The sequence below is a fragment of the Mycobacterium sp. 1465703.0 genome, assembly GCF_001672975.1.
Classification (GTDB): domain Bacteria; phylum Actinomycetota; class Actinomycetes; order Mycobacteriales; family Mycobacteriaceae; genus Mycobacterium.
The window spans coordinates 48,107-65,813 of record NZ_LZKU01000135.1 but is presented as its reverse complement, the minus strand read 5'-3'; the positions used below and the strand labels follow the sequence as shown (position 1 = coordinate 65,813).

Here is a 17,707-nt window from a genome sequence, read left to right as displayed (position 1 = left end):
ACCAGAATCTCGTCTGGCCGTTAGTCAATGCGCACATGGTGTACGGGTTGGACGCCGGTGACAGCGGGACCCAGGAATCGCGCCGCCAATCTGGTGAATGCGTCGGGGTCGCCGGTGGCTTCGAACACCCGAGTCGCGGGCGGTGCGTCATGAGGACGAAGCAGGACCCGTTCGGTGAGCACCCGAAGCACTTCCTTGGCGGTTTCCTCGGCGCTGGAAACCAAAGTCACGTTGTCTCCCATCGCCAGCTGGATGAGCCCGGACAGCAGCGGATAGTGCGTACATCCGAGCACCAGTGTGTCGACCTGTGCGCGCTGCAGCGGCTCGAGATAGCCCTCGGCCAAACCGAGTACCTGACGGCCGCTGGTCACGCCGCGCTCCACAAAGTCGACGAAGCGCGGGCACGCGACCGCGGTGATGTCGGTGTCGCGGGCGGCGGCGAACGCGTCCTGATAGGCGAGGGAGTTGATGGTCGCCTGGGTGCCGATGACGCCGATACGCCCGTTGCGCGTAGTAGCGACCGCGCGGCGCACCGCGGGCAAGATCACCTCGACGACGGGCACGTCGTAGCGTTCGCGGGCGTCCCGCAGACAAGCCGCCGATGCGGTGTTGCAGGCGATCACCAACGCCTTGACGCCACGGTCGACGAGATCGTCGCCGATGGCCAGCGCGTGCGCGCGGACCTCGGGAATGGTCAGCGGGCCGTACGGACCGTGACCGGTATCACCGACGTAGATGATGTCCTCGTCGGGCAACTGGTCGATGATCGCCCGCGCCACAGTCAGACCCCCGACACCGGAGTCGAAGACCCCGATGGGCGCCAGCGCCGAGCTCATGTCTTGGACCGCGGCACGGTGGTGCCGGCTTTTCTCGACGCCCGGCCTTGACGTTCCGGTGCGGACAACAGGTAGGCGGCCACCACGCCGGCGATCGCTCCGCAAAGATGGGCCTGCCACGACACCCCACCGCATCTGCCGAGCACCGGCATGGCCCCGAGCAGCACGCCGCCGTAGGCGAACAACACGACCAGCCCGATGATGATGTCCCGGAGCTTGCGGACGAAGAACCCGAACACCAGCAGGAAGGCCAGCCAGCCGAAAATCAGGCCGGAAGCACCGATGTGGTCGGTGGGACCGCAGCTGCTGCCGACGTTGCCGATCAGCCAGGTGCCGAAGCCACCGAGGATCCAGACGATGGTGGTTGCCCAGACGAACCGGGACAGTCCGGCCAGTGTCATGAGGAATCCGAGGACCAGCAGAGGCACCGTGTTGGCCATCAGGTGCTGCCAGCTCGCGTGCAATACCGGAGAAAAGATGATGCCCCACAGCCCGTCGGTTTCCAGCGGCCTGATGCCGTTGGCGTCCAGCTCATGGCGGGTCAGCTGGTCGATCAGCTCGACGAGGTAGAGCAACGCTACGAAGGTGAGGATGGTGGTGGCACCGACCGTCGCGGTGGACCTCTTTGTCGACGCGGCGGCAGGTGTGCCGGGGCGTCCGCGCGGGCTCGTTTTACCCATGGCTGCCCTTCCCGCGTGTTCCAGCATCGTCAAGGCTACCGGCGCTGCGGCCGGTCGCATCTCATCGACCGAGCGCCCCGGACAGCACGTCGCGGAAGCTCGGTATGCCGGCGATCGATTCGGCGGCCAGCACTCCGCCCAACACCGCGTGCGCCAGGCAATCGGCGGCGGCGATGCCGACCTCGGTGACCAGCTGGGTCTCCGGGGAGAACGCGGCGGGGACGGGCTTTGCGCTGGCCGCCGGCGGAACCTCGACCGCCCCGGTGGCCAGCACGAACACCGTGTCACCGTCGACCGGCGTGTGCGCCGGCCGGATACTGCGGGCCAAGCCGTCGTGGGCGGCGATCGCCACCCGTCGGCACGCCGCCGGGCTCAGCGCGGCGTCGGTGGCCACCACCGCGATGACGGTGTTGAGGGCGTTGTCCGGCGGGTTCGACGGGGACGGCAACTGGGCGAAGGCGTCGATCTGCTCGGCCGGCGGCGGCCGCAGCGCGAACTCCCGGGTCAGATCCGCCATCCACGGCAAACCAGTGGTCCGGTCGACCACCTCGCCGGCGCCGTTCACCACGGCTACCGCCCCGACGGTCACGCCGGACGGCAGCGTCCTCGAGGTGGTCCCCACCCCGCCCTTCAGCGCGCCGGCACGGGCCCCGACCCCGGCACCGACCGTCCCGACGCCCATCGGGGTGCTGTCGTCGGCGGCGGCGCAGGCCCGGTAACCGAACTCGGCCGTCGGGCGGCACTGCCAGCCGCCGACCGGCAGATCGAAGATCACCGCCCCCGGCACGATCGGCACCACCCCGCCGTCCATCGCCACGCCACGTTCGTGCTCCTCCAGCCAGCGCATGACACCGTCGGCCGCGGCCAGACCGTACGCGCTGCCGCCGGCGAGCAACACCGCGTCCACGAACCGCACCGTGTTGGCCGGATCCAGCAGGTCGGTCTCACGGCTCCCAGGCGCACCGCCGCGGCAGTCCACCGCGCCCACAGTGCCCGGCGGGGTGAGCACGACGGTGACGCCGCAGGCCCAGCCGGCGCCCAGGGACGCGTCAGGGTCCAGCCGGTGGTAGTGGCCGACGTGGATACCCGCTACGTCCGTGATCGCGTTCATCGGTCGCCCATCGAGGTCATCGCGATCCCATGAGCACCAAGACCAGGTATTCCTGCAGCACGGTCAACCACTGATACACATCGAAGTGCACCGCCAGTGGGTGGTCAGCCGGCAGACGCTCCGGGCCTTCCGGCCCGACCTCGAGCATGACGCCCAGGGTCAGCCGGATGTCGTTGACCGCCGCGATCCAGGAGTTCGCGTCGTCTTCGGTCAACTCGAAGCGGCCGCCATCGTCCGGAACCGTGCTCAACAAGCGTTGCGCGGCAACACGTTTGGCGTTGACGATATCGGGCTCGTGCAGGCTGCGCAGTGCGGCGTTGAGGCTGTCCGCGGCATCCGGCGGGGCGGTGTCATCGTCGTCGTGCCGATAGAAGTCGGGCAGCAGCCGACGCAGCGTGGGATCTTTCGGTGGTTCGGAATTCCCGGTCTTGATACCGGTGATTTCCTCGAGTTCGTCTGCCGGTGAGGAGGATTCACGTTCATCGAGCAAGCCGACCATCGCAGTGGCGAGGTTCTTGAGCAAGGCGGCCTCGTGGGAGGCCAGGGCCGACCGAAAACGAGGACCGTCAGCGGTCTCGACCCGCTTCCATTTGCGCACAGGGAATCGCCAGCGCCTCAAGCTTCAGCGGTCCTGCTGCATCGTCGCCCACAGACCGGCGGCGTGCAGCTTGGACACATCGACTTCCATGGACTCGCGGCTGCCGGCGGACACCACCGCTTTTCCTTCGTTGTGCACCTGCAACATCAGCTTGGTGGCGTGCGGCTCGCTGTAGCCGAACAACTTCTGGAACACATACGTCACGTAGGTCATCAGATTGACCGGGTCATCCCAGACGATCGTGACCCAGGGACTCGCCGTGACCTCTACCGGAGCGGACTCTCGTTGTCCTGTAGTGCCCGGCTTAGTGGGCGCTGACATAACAACCATGGCCTACACGATACCGAGGGATGGATGACGTTACCGAGCCCTGATGGCAGCCGATACCGTTATGGAATGAACGACCCGGTCGTTACTGGGCTGCTGACCGACAAGTACGAGTTGACGATGTTGGCGGCGGCGCTGCGAGACGGCAGCGCCGATCGGCGGACCACCTTCGAACTTTTTGCCCGCCGACTTCCCGAAGGGCGCCGCTACGGCGTGGTCGCCGGGACCGGGCGGCTGCTCGAGGCGCTGCCGCAGTTCACCTTCGATGACCAGGCGTGCCAGTCGCTGGGACAGTTCCTCGATCCAGATACCTTGCGGTACCTGCGCGAATTTCGGTTCGGCGGCGACATCGACGGCTACGCCGAAGGCGAGCTGTACTTCCCCGGATCCCCGGTGCTGTCGGTGACCGGGACGTTCGCCGAATGCGTGGTGCTGGAAACGCTGGCGCTGTCGATTTTCAACCATGACACCGCGGTCGCGTCCGCTGCGGCGCGGATGGTGAGCGCGGCCCGGGGACGCCCCTTGATCGAGATGGGGTCACGGCGAACCCACGAACAGGCGGCGGTCGCCGCGGCCCGCGCCGCCTACATCGCCGGCTTCGCCGCGTCCTCCAACTTGGAGGCACAGCGCTGCTACGGAATCCCCACCGAAGGCACCTCCGCGCATGCGTTCACCATGCTGCACACCCGTGCCGACTCCCCTACGGAATCGACCGAATTGGCGGCATTTCGCGCGCAGGTCGAAGCGCTCGGCGTGGACACCACGCTGCTGGTGGACACCTATGACGTGACGACCGGTGTGGCCAACGCCGTGGCCGCCGCCGGTACCGGGCTCGGTGCGGTGCGTATCGACTCCGGCGAGCTGGGTGTGCTGGCCCGCCAGGTGCGTGAGCAGCTCGACGAACTGGGCGCCACCGGGACGCGCATCGTGGTCTCCGGTGACCTCGACGAGTTCTCCATCGCGGCCCTGGCCGCCGAGCCGGTGGACAGTTACGGCGTCGGCACGTCACTGGTGACCGGCTCGGGCGCCCCGACGGCGAACATGGTCTACAAACTCGTCGAAGTGGACGGCTTGCCGGTGCAGAAGCGCAGCAGTCACAAGGAATCTCGCGGCGGGCGCAAGGAGGCGCTGCGGCTGTCGCGCGGCTCGGGCATCATCACCGACGAGGTGGTGTACCCGGCCGGCCATCGACCCAATGTCTCCGAACCGGCTCGGGTGTTGACCGTGCCCCTGGTCCGCAATGGCGAGCTGATGTCGAAACCGAACCTCGCCGCGGCGCGCGAGCTGGTAACTTCCGGGCTGCGCAGTCTGCCGTGGGAGGGTTTGAACTTGTCGCACGGTGATCCCGCGGTAGCGACGACGCAGATTCCCGCCGGCCGCCGCTAGCATCGCCGTGAAAATGCCGCGGCGCGAGCGCCGCCCCGAACAGCGAAGAGGGTAGCCACGTCCGACGTGTCCGTGTCCGAGCTGCTGGCAACTGCTGTGGCCGCGCTCGGCGGTAGTGAACGCAGCGGCCAACAGGAGATGGCCGCGGCGGTGGCGCGGGCGTTCGCCACCGATGAGCATCTGGTGGTGCAGGCCGGCACCGGTACCGGCAAGTCGCTGGCGTATCTGGTGCCCGCGATCGTCCACGCACTCAGCGACGACTCCCCCGTCGTCGTGTCCACGGCCACGATTGCCCTGCAGCGCCAGCTCGTCGATCGCGATCTGCCCCGGCTGGTCGACTCGCTGGCCGATGCGCTGCCCCGCCGCCCGCAGTTCGCCCTACTCAAAGGCCGACGAAACTATCTGTGCTTGAACAAGATTCACAACGGCGGGGCGGCAGACGGCGAAAGCGCCGACGACCGGCCGCAGGAGGAACTCTTCAACCCGATGGCGGTCAGCGCGCTGGGCCGCGACGTGCAACGGCTCACCGAGTGGGCTGCCAGCACCGAATCCGGTGACCGAGACGACCTGAAGCCCGGTGTGCCGGACCGATCTTGGTCGCAGGTCAGCGTTTCCGCGCGGGAATGCCTGGGCCTGACGCGCTGCCCCTTCGGCACCGAGTGCTTCTCCGAGCGGGCACGAAGCCGGGCCGGTCAGGCCGACATCGTGGTCACCAACCATGCGCTGCTGGCCATCGACGCGGTGTCCGAGTCGGCGGTGTTGCCCGAGCATGACCTGCTGGTCGTCGACGAGGCACACGAATTGGTGGATCGGGTGACGTCGGTAGCCACCGCGGAGCTGACGTCGGCCGGCCTCGGCGTGGCCGCCCGGCGGATCGGCCGATTGGTCGACCCGGAACTGATCCAGCGCTTCGAGGCGACCACCGCCAACTTCGCCTCGCTCATTCACGAGGGCGCGCCGGGGCGCATCGATCGCCTCGACGAGGAGTTGGCGACCTACCTGACGGCGCTGCGTGATGTCGCGACCGCGGCGCGCTCCGCGATCGAGGGCACCAATGATCCCAAGGCGGCATCGGCACGCGCCGAAGCCGTTGCGGCACTGAGCGAAATATCGGACACCGCGTCACGCGTGCTGGCATCGTTCGGCCCGGCCATCCCCGACCGCACCGATGTGGTGTGGCTGGAACACGAGGAGATCCGGGGCGGCGCACCGCGTCCGGTGTTGCGGGTGGCGCCGCTATCGGTCGCCGGCCTGCTGCGGGACCGGGTGTTCTCGCGTTCGACAGCGGTGCTGACGTCGGCGACGCTGACCATCGGCGGCTCGTTCGACGCCATGGCCACGGCCTGGGGACTGACCGCCGAGGACGGCGACGACGCGCGGTGGCGGGGCCTGGACGTGGGTTCACCGTTTCAGCACGCCAAAGCCGGAATCCTTTACGTGGCCGCGCACCTGCCGCCGCCGGGCCGCGACGGCGTCGGCTCGGCCGAACAGCTGGCCGAGATCGCCGAGCTCATCACCGCCGCCGACGGACGCACGCTGGGGTTGTTCTCGTCGATGCGCGCGGCTCGCGCGGCCGCCGAGGCCATGCGAGCACGGCTGTCGACGCCGGTGCTGTGTCAGGGCGACGACAGCACGTCGGCGTTGGTCGAGCAGTTCAGCGCTGATCCGCAGACGTCCCTGTTCGGCACGCTCTCGCTGTGGCAGGGCGTCGATGTACCCGGGCCGTCGCTGTCGTTGGTGCTGATCGATCGCATCCCGTTTCCCCGGCCGGATGACCCGCTGCTGAGCGCGCGGCAACGCGCGGTCGCCGCGCACGGCGGCAATGGCTTCATGGCCGTCGCTGCCAGCCACGCGGCACTGCTGCTGGCGCAGGGGTCCGGGCGGTTGCTGCGCCGCGTCACCGACCGCGGTGTGGTCGCCGTGCTCGACTCACGCATGGTGACCGCCGGATACGGCGGCTACCTGAGCGCCTCGTTGCCGCCGTTCTGGCAGACCACCAATGGAGAGCTGGTGCGCCAAGCGCTGCAGCGCCTGCGCAGCACGCCAGAGGGCCTGTCGGCCTGAGCTTTACCGCCAGCAGACCTCATAGACGCGTTGCGGATCCTGCAGGCCTTTGAGCTGTTCCTCGCGCGTCTCGCCGAATTGGAACTCGTGACTGCCGACAACCAGGCCACGCAGCACCGCCGAGACGAGGATTCCGTTTCCATGTGCTTTCGCCCCGATGCGGGCCGCGAGGATCACGGTGTGCCCGAAGAAGTCCTCCTGTTCGCGAATCACCTCTCCGGTGTGGAGTCCGATCCGCACGCGCAGAACCTGGCCACCGGACTGGTCGCGGTACGCCGCCAAATCACGCTGAATTGCGATCGCGCAGCGCAGCGCGCTGCGGGCGCTGGCGAAGGCGACCATGAACCCGTCGCCCTGTGATTTGACCTCGAAGCCACTGTGGGCAGCCAATTGGCGACGGATGACCGCGTTATGGCGGTGCAATAGCTTCAGCCAGCGCTCGTCGCCGAGTTGCTCGGCTAGTACCGTCGAACCCTCGATGTCGGAGAACATAATCGTGACCGTTCCGTCCGGAGCGGCCACCTTGCTGAGGTCGGGCCGGTCCGCCTCGACGGACTCTGCAACGTCGTCAATCATCGACCACCCGTGCATCGGCTTCTGTTCCCGCTTCACCTCGTGCTCGCGGCGCAATCGCAGGAGCCGCTCGACCTCGACACGCATGCCGTTGCGCTGTGCGACGCCGTTTCCATGGTCAATCAGGCCCATTGCCTTGTCCCGATCCGCCGGCTCGGATGTGAGCAGCGTGCGCGCGTATTCGTAACAGATTCGAGGCGTCACGTAGTCGCAGCCGATCTCCGCATTACGCGCAAGGGCCAGCTCAAAGTGATGCACCGCGTCCGCATGGCGGTCCGCCGCCGCAGCGGCGAAGGCGAGGAACGTGTGGTTGGAGCCGAGGCACCCGGCGCCGGCCAAAAACAGCGTGCAGCGATCTGCATAGGGCACCAGCAGCTCATAGAGCGCGTTGGCGGCTTCTCGATCACCGATCGGGATCGACGCCATCGAAAGCACGCAGACCGACGTCAACCAATCGCTGCCGCGTCGCAGCGCCTCGAAGCCGTCGGCCGTAATCTCGGCGAACCTGGCGCGAGCCTCGTCGAGCTGGCCGATCTCTGTCAGCAACCACACATACGATGCGGGCCACGCTTGCCCGTAGCGCGCGGCGGCTTCCCGGCCGACGTCACGCAGCTGTTCGAGGGTGCCATCCGCGAGCCGGGTCAGGAAGGAATGCGCGCCAAATACGACTGCTGCCACCTCACGCTCGGCGCGCTGACCGATCGACAGCGCGGTCCGCGCGAGACGCTCCGACTCCTTGTAACGGCCCTGCATCAGCGCTCGCATCGTGCGGAACACCGCAACCTGCCACAGATAGCGCGGCTGACGCAGTTCGTTGGCCAGCCGGTCACACGTCGTGATCTCCTGATCGACCGCGCGGAAGTCGCCCAGCTGGGCAAGCGCAATCAGCCGCAACTGGTGGCCCTCGAACTCCATGTCGCGGTCACCGACGATCCGCGCGAGCCGCGCCATCTCCTCGCCGGACGCGATCGCCTCTTCGATTCGGTCGGGGCCCAAGGTCGACCACTGCCGGCTGTGCATGGCCAACAGCAAGATCTTCGTATCGCCGACGCGTTCGGCCATCTCGATAGCCTGCGCACTGGCCCGGTCGGCTTCTGCCAGCGCGCCCTTGCAGCGAAGCTCGAGGGCCAGCCGGGAGAGGACTGTCACTCGAAGCGCGCTGTCCCGCGCGGGCAACACCTCAAGCGACTCATCCAACATCGCCACCAGCTGTTCGTCGGCACGGTCGGTGATCGAGAAGCCGCCCGGGCCGCCGCCGTATCCAAGCGCCGCACGCGCATAGTGGTCATTCAGCGCCAACTCCCGCGCGATCGTCGCCGCCTCGCCGAATGTCTTCCGAGCGCCTTCGGCTTCGCCGGCCCGCCACCGGGCGTCCCCGAGCGCCAGCAACAGATCGCACCGGCGTTGCGGCACTACCTCTGAGATCGTGTCGAACAGCCGCAGCGCCGTCGCGTAAAGGCTCACCGCGTCCTCGTAGGCATACGTCGCCGCCGCCCGCTCGCCCGCCCACCACGCGTAGTCGGCTGCCTTGGCAGCATCGCCGTAGGGAGCCGCCTTCGCGAAGTGGAAAGCTATCGCAGACAGGTGGGACTCGATCCGTTCCTCGTGGATCTCCTCGATTGCCTCGCCCGCAGCGATGTGCAGCTGGGAGCGCCGCAGCGCGGGCAGGTCGTCATATAGCGCGTCCCGAGTCGCGCTGTGCGCGAAGCCGTACCGGCCCGGCTCGCTGGCAGCCTGCCGCACGATCGCCCCATCGAGAGCCGGCTGCAACTGTGCCAACACGGCGTCTGCCTCCAGCCCACTGATGTGCGTCAGGATCGGCAGATCGAACTCACGGCCGATGACCGCCGCAGTCGAGAGCAGCTCGAGTGTTTCAGTCGGCAACTTCTCCAACCGACGGGACACCACTTCGTGGATACCTCGAGGGATGCCCAGCTCCTCGCCGTCCCGGATGTTGGTAATCCACCGGCCATCGCGCCAGTCGAGCACTTCCGAGTCGATCAGGTGACGGACGATCTCTTCGACGAAGTACGGATTGCCCTCCGACTCTCGGCAAACGGCGTCCGCAAGCGCAAGTTCGCTTCGTCGCTCTAGCGGCTGTTGCAGCACCGCTTCGAGCATCGCCTTGACGTGTTGATCCGAGAGCCCCCGCAACTTGATGCGGGCGTAGCCCCGCTCCTTGCTGAGCCCGGTGAGCACTTCGTTCAAGTAGTGGTCGTCGGGAAGCTCGTCGTCGCGGTAAGTGCCCAGCACGATCACGCGTGAGTGGGCGAGCTCGCGTACGGCGAACGCCAACAGCATCAGCGATGGCTGGTCGGCCTGATGCAGGTCTTCGAGGAAGATCGCAAGTGGCGCGCGGTCGGAAGCGCCGATCAGGAACCGCGACACCGAATCGAACAGCCGAAAGCGCGCCTGCTCAGCGTCCAGCGGTGGCGATTCGGGGATCTCCGGCATCCGCTCGCGTATCTCGGAGACGATTTGAGCGATCTCGAACGCGCCGGAGCCCAGGTCGGAAGCCACCGTCTCGGGGTCGTGACTGCGTGCATAGTCGCGAATCACCTGCACCCACGGCCAATAGGCGGGAGCACCCGCACCCGCATAGCAGCGACCCCACAGCACCTGCGCTCCCCGAAGGGCGGCGTATGCCGCGGCCTCCGACGCAAGCCGTGTCTTGCCGATTCCCGACTCGCCACTTATCAGTACAGTGCGGCCACGGCGGCCCACGGCGTCATCAATCGCGGCGCGGAGCTCGTGCGTCTCTCGCTCTCGCCCGAGGAATGTGCTGTCGGTGATCCGGTCGAGTGCCGCCATGTCCTGATTCGCGCTATCGCCACCGCTCGCCGCAGCGGCGATGGCCCCCAGGGCATCGCGCACCTCGGCTGCTTGTTGGGGACGGGCCTCCGGTGACTTTGCCAGCATTCTGAGCAACAACTGGTCGAGTGGTGCTGGAACACCGGAGCGATGCCCGCTGGGCACGACCGGAGTAGACGAAACGTGCTGGGAGACAATCGCGGCCGCCGATTCACCCGCGAAAGGTGTTACCCCACAGAGCAATTCGTAGAGGAGGGCACCAAGTGAGTAGATGTCCGAGCGTGCGTCGGAACCGCGACCGAGGGCCTGCTCGGGCGCCATATAGGCGACGGTTCCGATCACCGTCCCCACCGCGGTCACCCGCGTTGCGCCTTCTGCGACCGCGAGCCCGAAATCTCCGATCTTGGCGGTGCCGTCGGGTGCCAGCCACACGTTTTGCGGCTTGACATCACGATGCACCACTCCATGGGCGTGTGCGTGCGCGAGCCCACTGGCGATGTCCCCGCCGATCCGGACCACCTCTTCGACGGCGAGTCGGTGATCCGCTGCGTCCGAGAGCAGGCCGTAGAGGTCACCGCCCGCCATGTACTGGCTGATCAGGTATAGCTGCCCTTGCTCGTCGCCGAAGTCGTAGACGTTGACAATGTTGGCGTGTTCGCCAAGCTTCGCCATCGCCTCAGCTTCCCGGCGTGCACGGCGCATCGCGTTGTCGTCCGAGCCGCCGGCCTTGAATACTGCGGCGGCCACCTCGCGCTGCAGGCGAGTGTCGAGGGCCAGGTACACCCGCTTGCCGGCACCCTCACCGAGCAGGCGACCGAGCGTGTAACGCCCGTCTCCGAGTGTCCGGGGAACCGGCGGTCCCGCGGGCTGCGTCGGCACCGACCGCGCGCTCAGCCCGGTGCCGCACTCGTCGCAAAAGCGCTGTCCCACCGGATTGCGCGCGCCGCACTCCCGGCATGCAACCTCGACCGCAAGCGGGCCGCCACACTTGCCGCAGAACTTGGCCTGAGGCCGGTTCCCAGCCCCACACCTACTGCACTCCACATTTGCGGGCGCACCCATCGGTTACCTCAGCGCCGCACCTGGAAGTCCGCCGACCACTAATGTTCCTGGACCGACATGCGTTGCGACAACGGGTCCGATCTGGGAGATGAATTCCGGCTCGGTGCAATACAATTCGGCGAGACGCTCGGCCAGCCGCTTTGCCTCCTCGTGCGCAAATGCGTGCTGGACAAACCACCGATCGGCACCCGCGGCGCGCCGCTGGACCATCAGTTCGATCAGCCGCTCGACCCCTCGCTTGTGGGTGCGCACCCGCTCGAGGGCCTTGAGCTCCGACTCGATCGTCAGGATCGGTTTGAGGTCGAGCGCCGATCCGACCCATGCGGCCACGGTGCCCACCCGGTTGCTTCGGCGGAGGTACTCGAGCGTGTCCACCAAGCCCCAGCCCTTGACTTCGTGGCGGGCTTGCCGCACCCGTTCGGTGACGCCTTCTGCGTCGGCACCCTCGCCCGCCGCACGTGCTGCCGCCAGCGCCTGCAGCCCAAGGTGTCCGCCGAAGCCGGCCGAGTCGATTACGACCACCCGCTCGCCACCCTCGCCCTCTAGCTTTGCGGCTGCCTGGCGAGCCATCGAGCAGGTCTCGGAAATGCCCGAGGAGATCAGCACTGAGACAACGGCGGTGTGCTGTCCCAACAGCCGGTCAAAGACCGCGACGAAATCCTCGACTGCAGGCGCCGACGTTTTCGCGATGTTCTTCGAAGCGTCCAGTTCGGCATAGAACCGTCCAAAATCACCATCGAACTCCGACTCACGCCGCGGCCCGTCACCAATGTCGTAGTACTGCGACACCACCGTGATATCGAACTTGTCGACGAGCGCAGGCGGCAGGTAGCCAGTGCTGTCGGTAACCACCGCGACATCAGCCATGCGCGCACTCCAGCCGGTTCCTGAACACCGTGATTCGTGCCCAGCCACGACCTGTAAGCGCAAAGCGTACTTCCGCAGGCTCGACGTCGGGGGCAGTCTGGCGACTTTCGCCAAATACTGGTCTGGCCTTGGATTCACGGCGAAATGCTCGCTAACCCAGTGCCGCGCTGGGAAGACCGCCGACCGTCACCATCCCCGGACCCGTATGAGTTGCCAGTACCGGTCCAACCGGGGAGATGAACTCCGGTGCGGTGCCGAACAGCTCAGCCAGCCGCTCGGCCAATCGCTGCGCCTCCTCGTGCGCGTAGGCGTGTTGGACGAACCATCGATCGGCGCCCACCGCGCGGCGCTGTCGCATCAGCTCAACCAACCGCTCGACGCCGCGCTTGAACGTGCGCACGCGTTCGACGGCCTTCATCTCTGATTCCACCATCAAGATCGGCTTGAGATCGAGCGCCGATCCGATCCATGCAGCCGCGGTGCCGACCCGGCCGCCGCGCCTCAGATATTCAAGCGTGTCGACGAGGACCCATTGCCTGACCTCCTGACGCGCCCGGCGCACCTGCTCGGTCACGCCTCGCAAGTCGGCTCCCGTCGCCGCGGCACGCGCCGCCGCCAGCGCCTGACAACCCAGATGGCCGGCCACGCCGGCCGAATCGATGACCACAATCCGCTCGCCGTCCATCCGCGCCGCTGCCTCCCGGGCGAACTCACACGTCGGGGAGAGGTTTGAGCCAAGCATGACGGCGACCACGGCGCTGTGTTGCTGCAGCAGGCGTTCATAGGCTGCGACGAAATCTTCGACCTTGGGCGGCCCGGTCGTCGCGACGGTCTTCGAAGCGTCCAGTTCGGCAAAAAACCGCGCCCAGTCACCGTCAAAGTCCGACTCGCGCTCCCCGCGGCCAGGCAGCTCGTGGCCGCCGGTGGGCGACGCGGCACCAGTGATGTCGTAGTACAGCGAAACAACCGTGATGTCCAAGCTCTCGACGAGCGCCCGGGGCAGCGCGCAGGTGCTGTCGGTGACCACCGCTACGTCAGGCACGTGCACCTCCCAAGCCGATCCAGAAATCATCGAATCCCAACTCGCACAACGTCATACACATCATCGGCATCTCTTACCTCTGACTAACCCAACGCGGCTGCGGGAAGACTTCCGGCCGCCAACGCCCCCGGCCCGGTGTGCGTTGCACATACCGGCCCCACCTCTGAGACGAACTCCGGCTCCATGCCGAACAGCCCGGCAAGACGCTCGGCAAGCCGCTCCGCGTCGTCGCGCGCATACGCGTGCTGGACGAACCACCGATCGGCGCCAACCGCGCGACGCTGACGCATCAACTCGACCAATCGCTCGACAGCGCGCTTGCGCGTTCGCACACGCTCGACGGGCTTGAACTCCGATTCGATCAACAAGATCGGCTTGAGGTCGAGTGCGGATCCGAGCCATGCGGCCGCACTACCGATCCGGCCGCTGCGCCGGACATACTCAAGCGTGTCGAGAACGAACCACTGCCTGACCTCCTGGCGCGCTCGGCGCACCGCCGCGATCACCCCCGGGCCGTCTTCTCCCGCGGCGGCCGCCCGTGCCGCGGCCAGCGCCTGAACACCCAGATGGCCGACCGTCCCGGCCGAATCGATCACGACCACCCGGTCGCCACAGCAACCGTCAGGCTCCAATTGTGCGGCTGCTTCACGAGCGATCGAGCAGGTCCTGGAGAGGCCCGACGAGACAAGGACTGCGACAACAGCGCTGTGCTGCTCCAGCAGCCGGTCAAAGATTACGGCGAAATCCCCGACCGTAGGCGGCGATGTCGTCGCGACACCTTTCAGCGCGTCCAGTTCTGCGTAAAACCTTCCGAAATCACCGTCGAACTCCATCTCGCGCAGTCCGCGGCCAGGCACCTCATGGCCCCCCTCGGGCGACGCGGTGCCAGCAACGTCGTAATACATCGACACCACCGTGATGCCGAGGCTGTCGACGAGAGCGGCGGGTAGCGACGCGGTGCTGTCGGTGACCACCGCGACGTCAGCCACCGATCACCTCGATGATCCGCGGCAGTGCTTCCCGTGTCGCGATTCGGCCCGCCTCGCGGGCGCGGTCGATCTGGTGCCATTCGAGGAAACCGATACTGCTGGTGTCGGGGTGGATCGCCAGATCGGCCCGTTCCAGAACCGCGGTTGATGCCATCGCGCTACCGATCGTCATGGTGCGCATGAGCGTGTCGACGACGTTAGGGACCCGCGGCGAGCGCGGTAGCTTCGTAGCGGAGACGGGGGAGGGCCTTCGGCGTCGCGTGAGCGGGGCAGGCGGCCGGCCCGTCCGGAGAGGTCTGCGGCTCAAGCCGGTGTTTCCATCGATGACCCCACCAGCAGGGTCATGCCCGTTCGTCGTCGCGCCCTCTGCCGGGCGCCTCAGGGGAGTCCGGGCTGTGACAGCAATTCTGTGCGTCATGGCGCACCTCCACTGTGAGGCTGTTGCGACTCTGACCGCGTCGCAATTGTCGCTCAACCGCACGTGCTGAGTTCGAAAATCTATTTATTACTGTTGTGAAAATTAGTTGGCGGCGCCCGCATCGCGGCTGAGCACGGTTACGATCCGGCCGGCACCACGCCATACTTCACGTTGTCCTCGAAGCCGCCAACCGCACAGGCTGTGGCTGGCCACGAAAAGCTTTGCGGGCCAGGACAATATAGTATGTCGACAGCGCTTTACCCGCTTAGGATCTCGAAGGCTAGCGCGCCAGCGTGACCAAACCGAGCTCGTTGCTGGCCGCCAGCATCGGGTTGTGGGGCAACACCCGTACGGTGTAGCCGACCGATCCGGCCAGCGGTAGCGGCGTTGTCGTCGAGAAGACCTGGTTGCCACCCTCGGCGGTGCCGGCGTAAGACATTTCGACGGTGATCGGTTCCAGCAGCGCGTCGCTGGCGTCGACCCGGCCCACCACCGCCTGCACCGTGACCTCTTCGGGTGCCAGCCCGGCCAGCTGCACGGTCGCGGTCAGGGTCAGTTTGGAGCCGAGCACCGGAGTGTCCGGCAGACCGGTGCTGTCCACGTCGGTGATGACGATCTTGGGCCATGCCTGCTGTGCCCGCCGGCGATACGCGGCAAGCTCGCGGGCCGCGCCGAACTCACCACCGCTGGCCGCATCGTCGGCGGGCGCGATCGTCTTGCGCAGCGATTGGGCCGCGGGCGTGTAGTACTGCTCGACGTAGTCACGCACCATCCGCGACGCCAGCACCTTGGGACCGAGGGTTTGCACGGTGTGGCGCACCATTTCGATCCAGCGGGGCGGCACCCCGTGCTCGTCGCGTTCGTAGAACTTCGGCGCCACGGCCTCTTCCAGCAGCGTGTAGAGCCCACTGGCCTCCAAGTCGTCGCGGCGGTGTTCGTCGATGACTCCGTCGGCAGACGGTATCGCCCAACCGTTTTCGCCGTCGTACCATTCGTCCCACCAGCCGTCGCGGATGGACAGGTTGAGCCCGCCGTTGAGCGCACTCTTCATTCCCGAAGTGCCGCAGGCCTCCAGCGGCCGCAGCGGATTGTTCAGCCAGACGTCGCAGCCCCAATACAGCAGTCGGGCCATGGACATGTCGTAGTCGGGCAAAAACGCGATGCGGTGGCGGACCTGCGGCCGGTCGGCGAACCGAACCACCTGCTGAATCAACGCTTTTCCGCCGTCGTCGGCCGGGTGGGACTTCCCGGCGACGATCAGCTGAATCGGCCGGTCCTCGTCGAGCAACAACTTCTCGAGCCGCGCCGGGTCGCGCAGCATCAGTGTCAGCCGCTTGTACGTCGGCACCCGCCGGGCGAACCCGATGGTCAGCACATCCGAATCAAAGGCCGTTGCTATCCAACCCAATTCGGCCTCGGAGGCACCTCGTTCCAGCCATGAGCTGCGTAGCCGCCGCCGGACGTCGTCGACCAGCAGAGACCTCAGCTGTGAACGGATCCACCACAGATGGCCCGCGTCAACCTGCTTGAGCCGCAACCAAACCCCCGGATCGCTGAACGAATCCGACCCGGCCAGCTCACGACCCAGCTGCAGCCATTGCGGCGCCGCCCAGGTACGCGCGTGAACTCCGTTGGTAATCGAGCCGATCGGCACCTCATTCGCGTCGAATCCGGGCCACAGCTCGTTGAACATGGACCGACTCACCCGGCCGTGCAGCGACGACACACCGTTGGCGCGCTGGGCCAGCCGCAGACCCATGTGGGCCATGTTGAACACGGTGGGGTCGTCTTCGGCGCCGAGCGCGAGAATGCGCGCGGTCGGCACCCCTGGCAACAACACGGGTGCGCCGGCGACGTCGGATGCGGCGGCTTTCGCACCGGTTTCCGCTCCGGCCGCGTGGTCGTCGAAATACAGCTGCACCATCTCGATGGGGAACCGGTCGATGCCGGCGGGTACCGGGGTGTGGGTGGTGAAGACCGTGCTGGAGCGCACCACCGTCAGCGCGGTGTCGAAGTCCAATCCCGGACCGGTCATCAATTCGCGAATGCGTTCCGCACCCAGGAAACCCGCGTGGCCCTCATTCATATGGAACACCTCGGGTGCGGGCAGGCCGTGGATGTCGGTGAAGGCGCGGATCGCCCGCACCCCGCCGATGCCGGCCAGGATCTCCTGCCGCATCCGATGTTCCTGGTCTCCGCCGTAAAGGCGATCGGTGACGCCACGCAAATCGTGTTCGTTCTCGGGGACGTCGGAGTCCAGCAACAACAGCGGAACCCTGCCGACCTGCGCGACCCAGATGCGCGCGTGCAACTGCGCGGCGTCCGGCAGCATCAGCTCAACCAGCGCGGGCTCGCCGGTGGCGTCGGTCAGCAGCCGCAACGGCAGGCCTTGCGGATCCAGCGACGGGTAGGTCTCGTTCTGCCAGCCGTCGGCGGTCAGCGACTGCCGGAAGTACCCGGAGCGGTAATACAGACCCACCGCTATCAGCGGCAGCCCCAGATCGGATGCCGACTTCAGGTGGTCACCGGCAAGAATTCCCAAACCGCCGGAGTAGTTGGGCAGCACTTCGGCGATGCCGAACTCCATCGAGAAGTAGGCGATGGCGGCCGGCATTTCGACGCCTTGTTCCCGCTGCTGCTGGTACCACAGCGGACGGTTCAGGTAGTCGTTCAAATCGGCGGCCAGCTCGTCGAGCCGGCCCAGGAACGTCTCGTCGGCCGCCAACTCGTCGAGTCGTGCCGGTTTGACCGCGCCCAGCAACGCCACCGGATCGCTGCCGCACCGCTCCCACAGGTCCGGGTCGATGGTCGCGAACAGGTCCTGGGTGGGCTTGTCCCACGACCATCGGAGGTTGGTCGACAGCTGGTCCAGCGCGGTCAGACGCTCCGGAAGGTGAGCACGGACGGTAAACCGGCGGAGGGCTTTCACGCGTCCCTACCTTA

12 protein-coding genes and 1 pseudogene are annotated in these 17,707 nt (G+C 66.9%); 2 read left to right on the top strand and 11 right to left on the bottom strand.

Annotated features, from left to right (window positions below):
- Window positions 1-20 precede the first annotated feature (20 nt).
- Genes murI through clpS form a run of 5 tightly spaced genes read right to left on the bottom strand, consistent with a single transcriptional unit; the run spans window position 21 to window position 3,555 of the window.
- Window positions 21-836 (bottom strand): glutamate racemase, encoded by an 816-nt coding sequence (gene murI, locus A5625_RS12180; protein ID WP_066993527.1) that lies wholly within the window; start codon window positions 834-836, stop codon window positions 21-23.
- Window positions 833-1,543, bottom strand: a complete 711-nt coding sequence (locus tag A5625_RS12175; protein WP_197516060.1) for a rhomboid family intramembrane serine protease — start codon at window positions 1,541-1,543, stop codon at window positions 833-835. Before A5625_RS12175 ends, murI begins: the two co-directional genes overlap by 4 nt.
- Window positions 1,544-1,577: 34 nt before the next feature.
- Window positions 1,578-2,627, bottom strand: coding sequence for a P1 family peptidase (locus A5625_RS12170; RefSeq protein ID WP_066993524.1), 1,050 nt, complete (start codon window positions 2,625-2,627; stop codon window positions 1,578-1,580).
- A 16-nt stretch (window positions 2,628-2,643) separates the two neighbouring features.
- Window positions 2,644-3,225 (bottom strand): DUF2017 domain-containing protein, encoded by a 582-nt coding sequence (locus tag A5625_RS12165; protein ID WP_066993521.1) that lies wholly within the window; start codon window positions 3,223-3,225, stop codon window positions 2,644-2,646.
- A 24-nt stretch (window positions 3,226-3,249) separates the two neighbouring features.
- The gene (clpS, locus tag A5625_RS12160) at window positions 3,250-3,555 is read right to left on the bottom strand and encodes an ATP-dependent Clp protease adapter ClpS (protein ID WP_066993518.1); all 306 of its coding nucleotides are present in this window, start codon (window positions 3,553-3,555) and stop codon (window positions 3,250-3,252) included.
- A 66-nt stretch (window positions 3,556-3,621) separates the two neighbouring features.
- Here clpS and A5625_RS12155 point away from each other — a divergent pair, with 66 nt between their 5' ends.
- Together A5625_RS12155 and A5625_RS12150 are read left to right on the top strand one after the other, a co-directional pair.
- The gene (locus A5625_RS12155; RefSeq protein WP_066993513.1) at window positions 3,622-4,938 is read left to right on the top strand and encodes a nicotinate phosphoribosyltransferase; all 1,317 of its coding nucleotides are present in this window, start codon (window positions 3,622-3,624) and stop codon (window positions 4,936-4,938) included.
- Window positions 4,939-5,004: 66 nt separating this feature from the next.
- Window positions 5,005-7,002 carry an ATP-dependent DNA helicase gene (locus A5625_RS12150; protein WP_156748158.1) on the top strand — a complete coding sequence of 666 codons (1,998 nt, stop codon included), beginning with the start codon at window positions 5,005-5,007 and terminating at the stop codon, window positions 7,000-7,002.
- Window positions 7,003-7,005: 3 nt separating this feature from the next.
- On the opposite strand, the gene A5625_RS12145 is transcribed toward A5625_RS12150, so the two are convergent.
- The 6 genes and pseudogenes from A5625_RS12145 to glgP all read right to left on the bottom strand — a co-directional run bounded on the left by A5625_RS12145 (window position 7,006) and on the right by glgP (window position 17,693).
- Complete coding sequence (locus A5625_RS12145) at window positions 7,006-11,448, bottom strand: protein kinase (RefSeq protein WP_082984380.1); 4,443 nt, start codon at window positions 11,446-11,448, stop codon at window positions 7,006-7,008.
- A 3-nt stretch (window positions 11,449-11,451) separates the two neighbouring features.
- Window positions 11,452-12,315, bottom strand: a complete 864-nt coding sequence (locus A5625_RS12140; protein ID WP_066993505.1) for a DegV family protein — start codon at window positions 12,313-12,315, stop codon at window positions 11,452-11,454.
- Between the two features lie 151 nt (window positions 12,316-12,466).
- Complete coding sequence (locus tag A5625_RS12135) at window positions 12,467-13,357, bottom strand: DegV family protein (protein ID WP_197516059.1); 891 nt, start codon at window positions 13,355-13,357, stop codon at window positions 12,467-12,469.
- 83 nt (window positions 13,358-13,440) lie between these two features.
- On the bottom strand, window positions 13,441-14,346 hold the full coding sequence (locus A5625_RS12130) for a DegV family protein (RefSeq protein WP_066993499.1): 906 nt from the start codon (window positions 14,344-14,346) through the stop codon (window positions 13,441-13,443).
- Window positions 14,339-14,593: pseudogene (locus A5625_RS12125) on the bottom strand (hypothetical protein); the annotation flags it as partial. The gene A5625_RS12130 and the pseudogene A5625_RS12125, both read right to left, overlap by 8 nt.
- A 451-nt stretch (window positions 14,594-15,044) precedes the next feature.
- Window positions 15,045-17,693, bottom strand: coding sequence for an alpha-glucan family phosphorylase (glgP, locus tag A5625_RS12120; protein WP_066993494.1), 2,649 nt, complete (start codon window positions 17,691-17,693; stop codon window positions 15,045-15,047).
- Window positions 17,694-17,707: the final 14 nt, after the last annotated feature.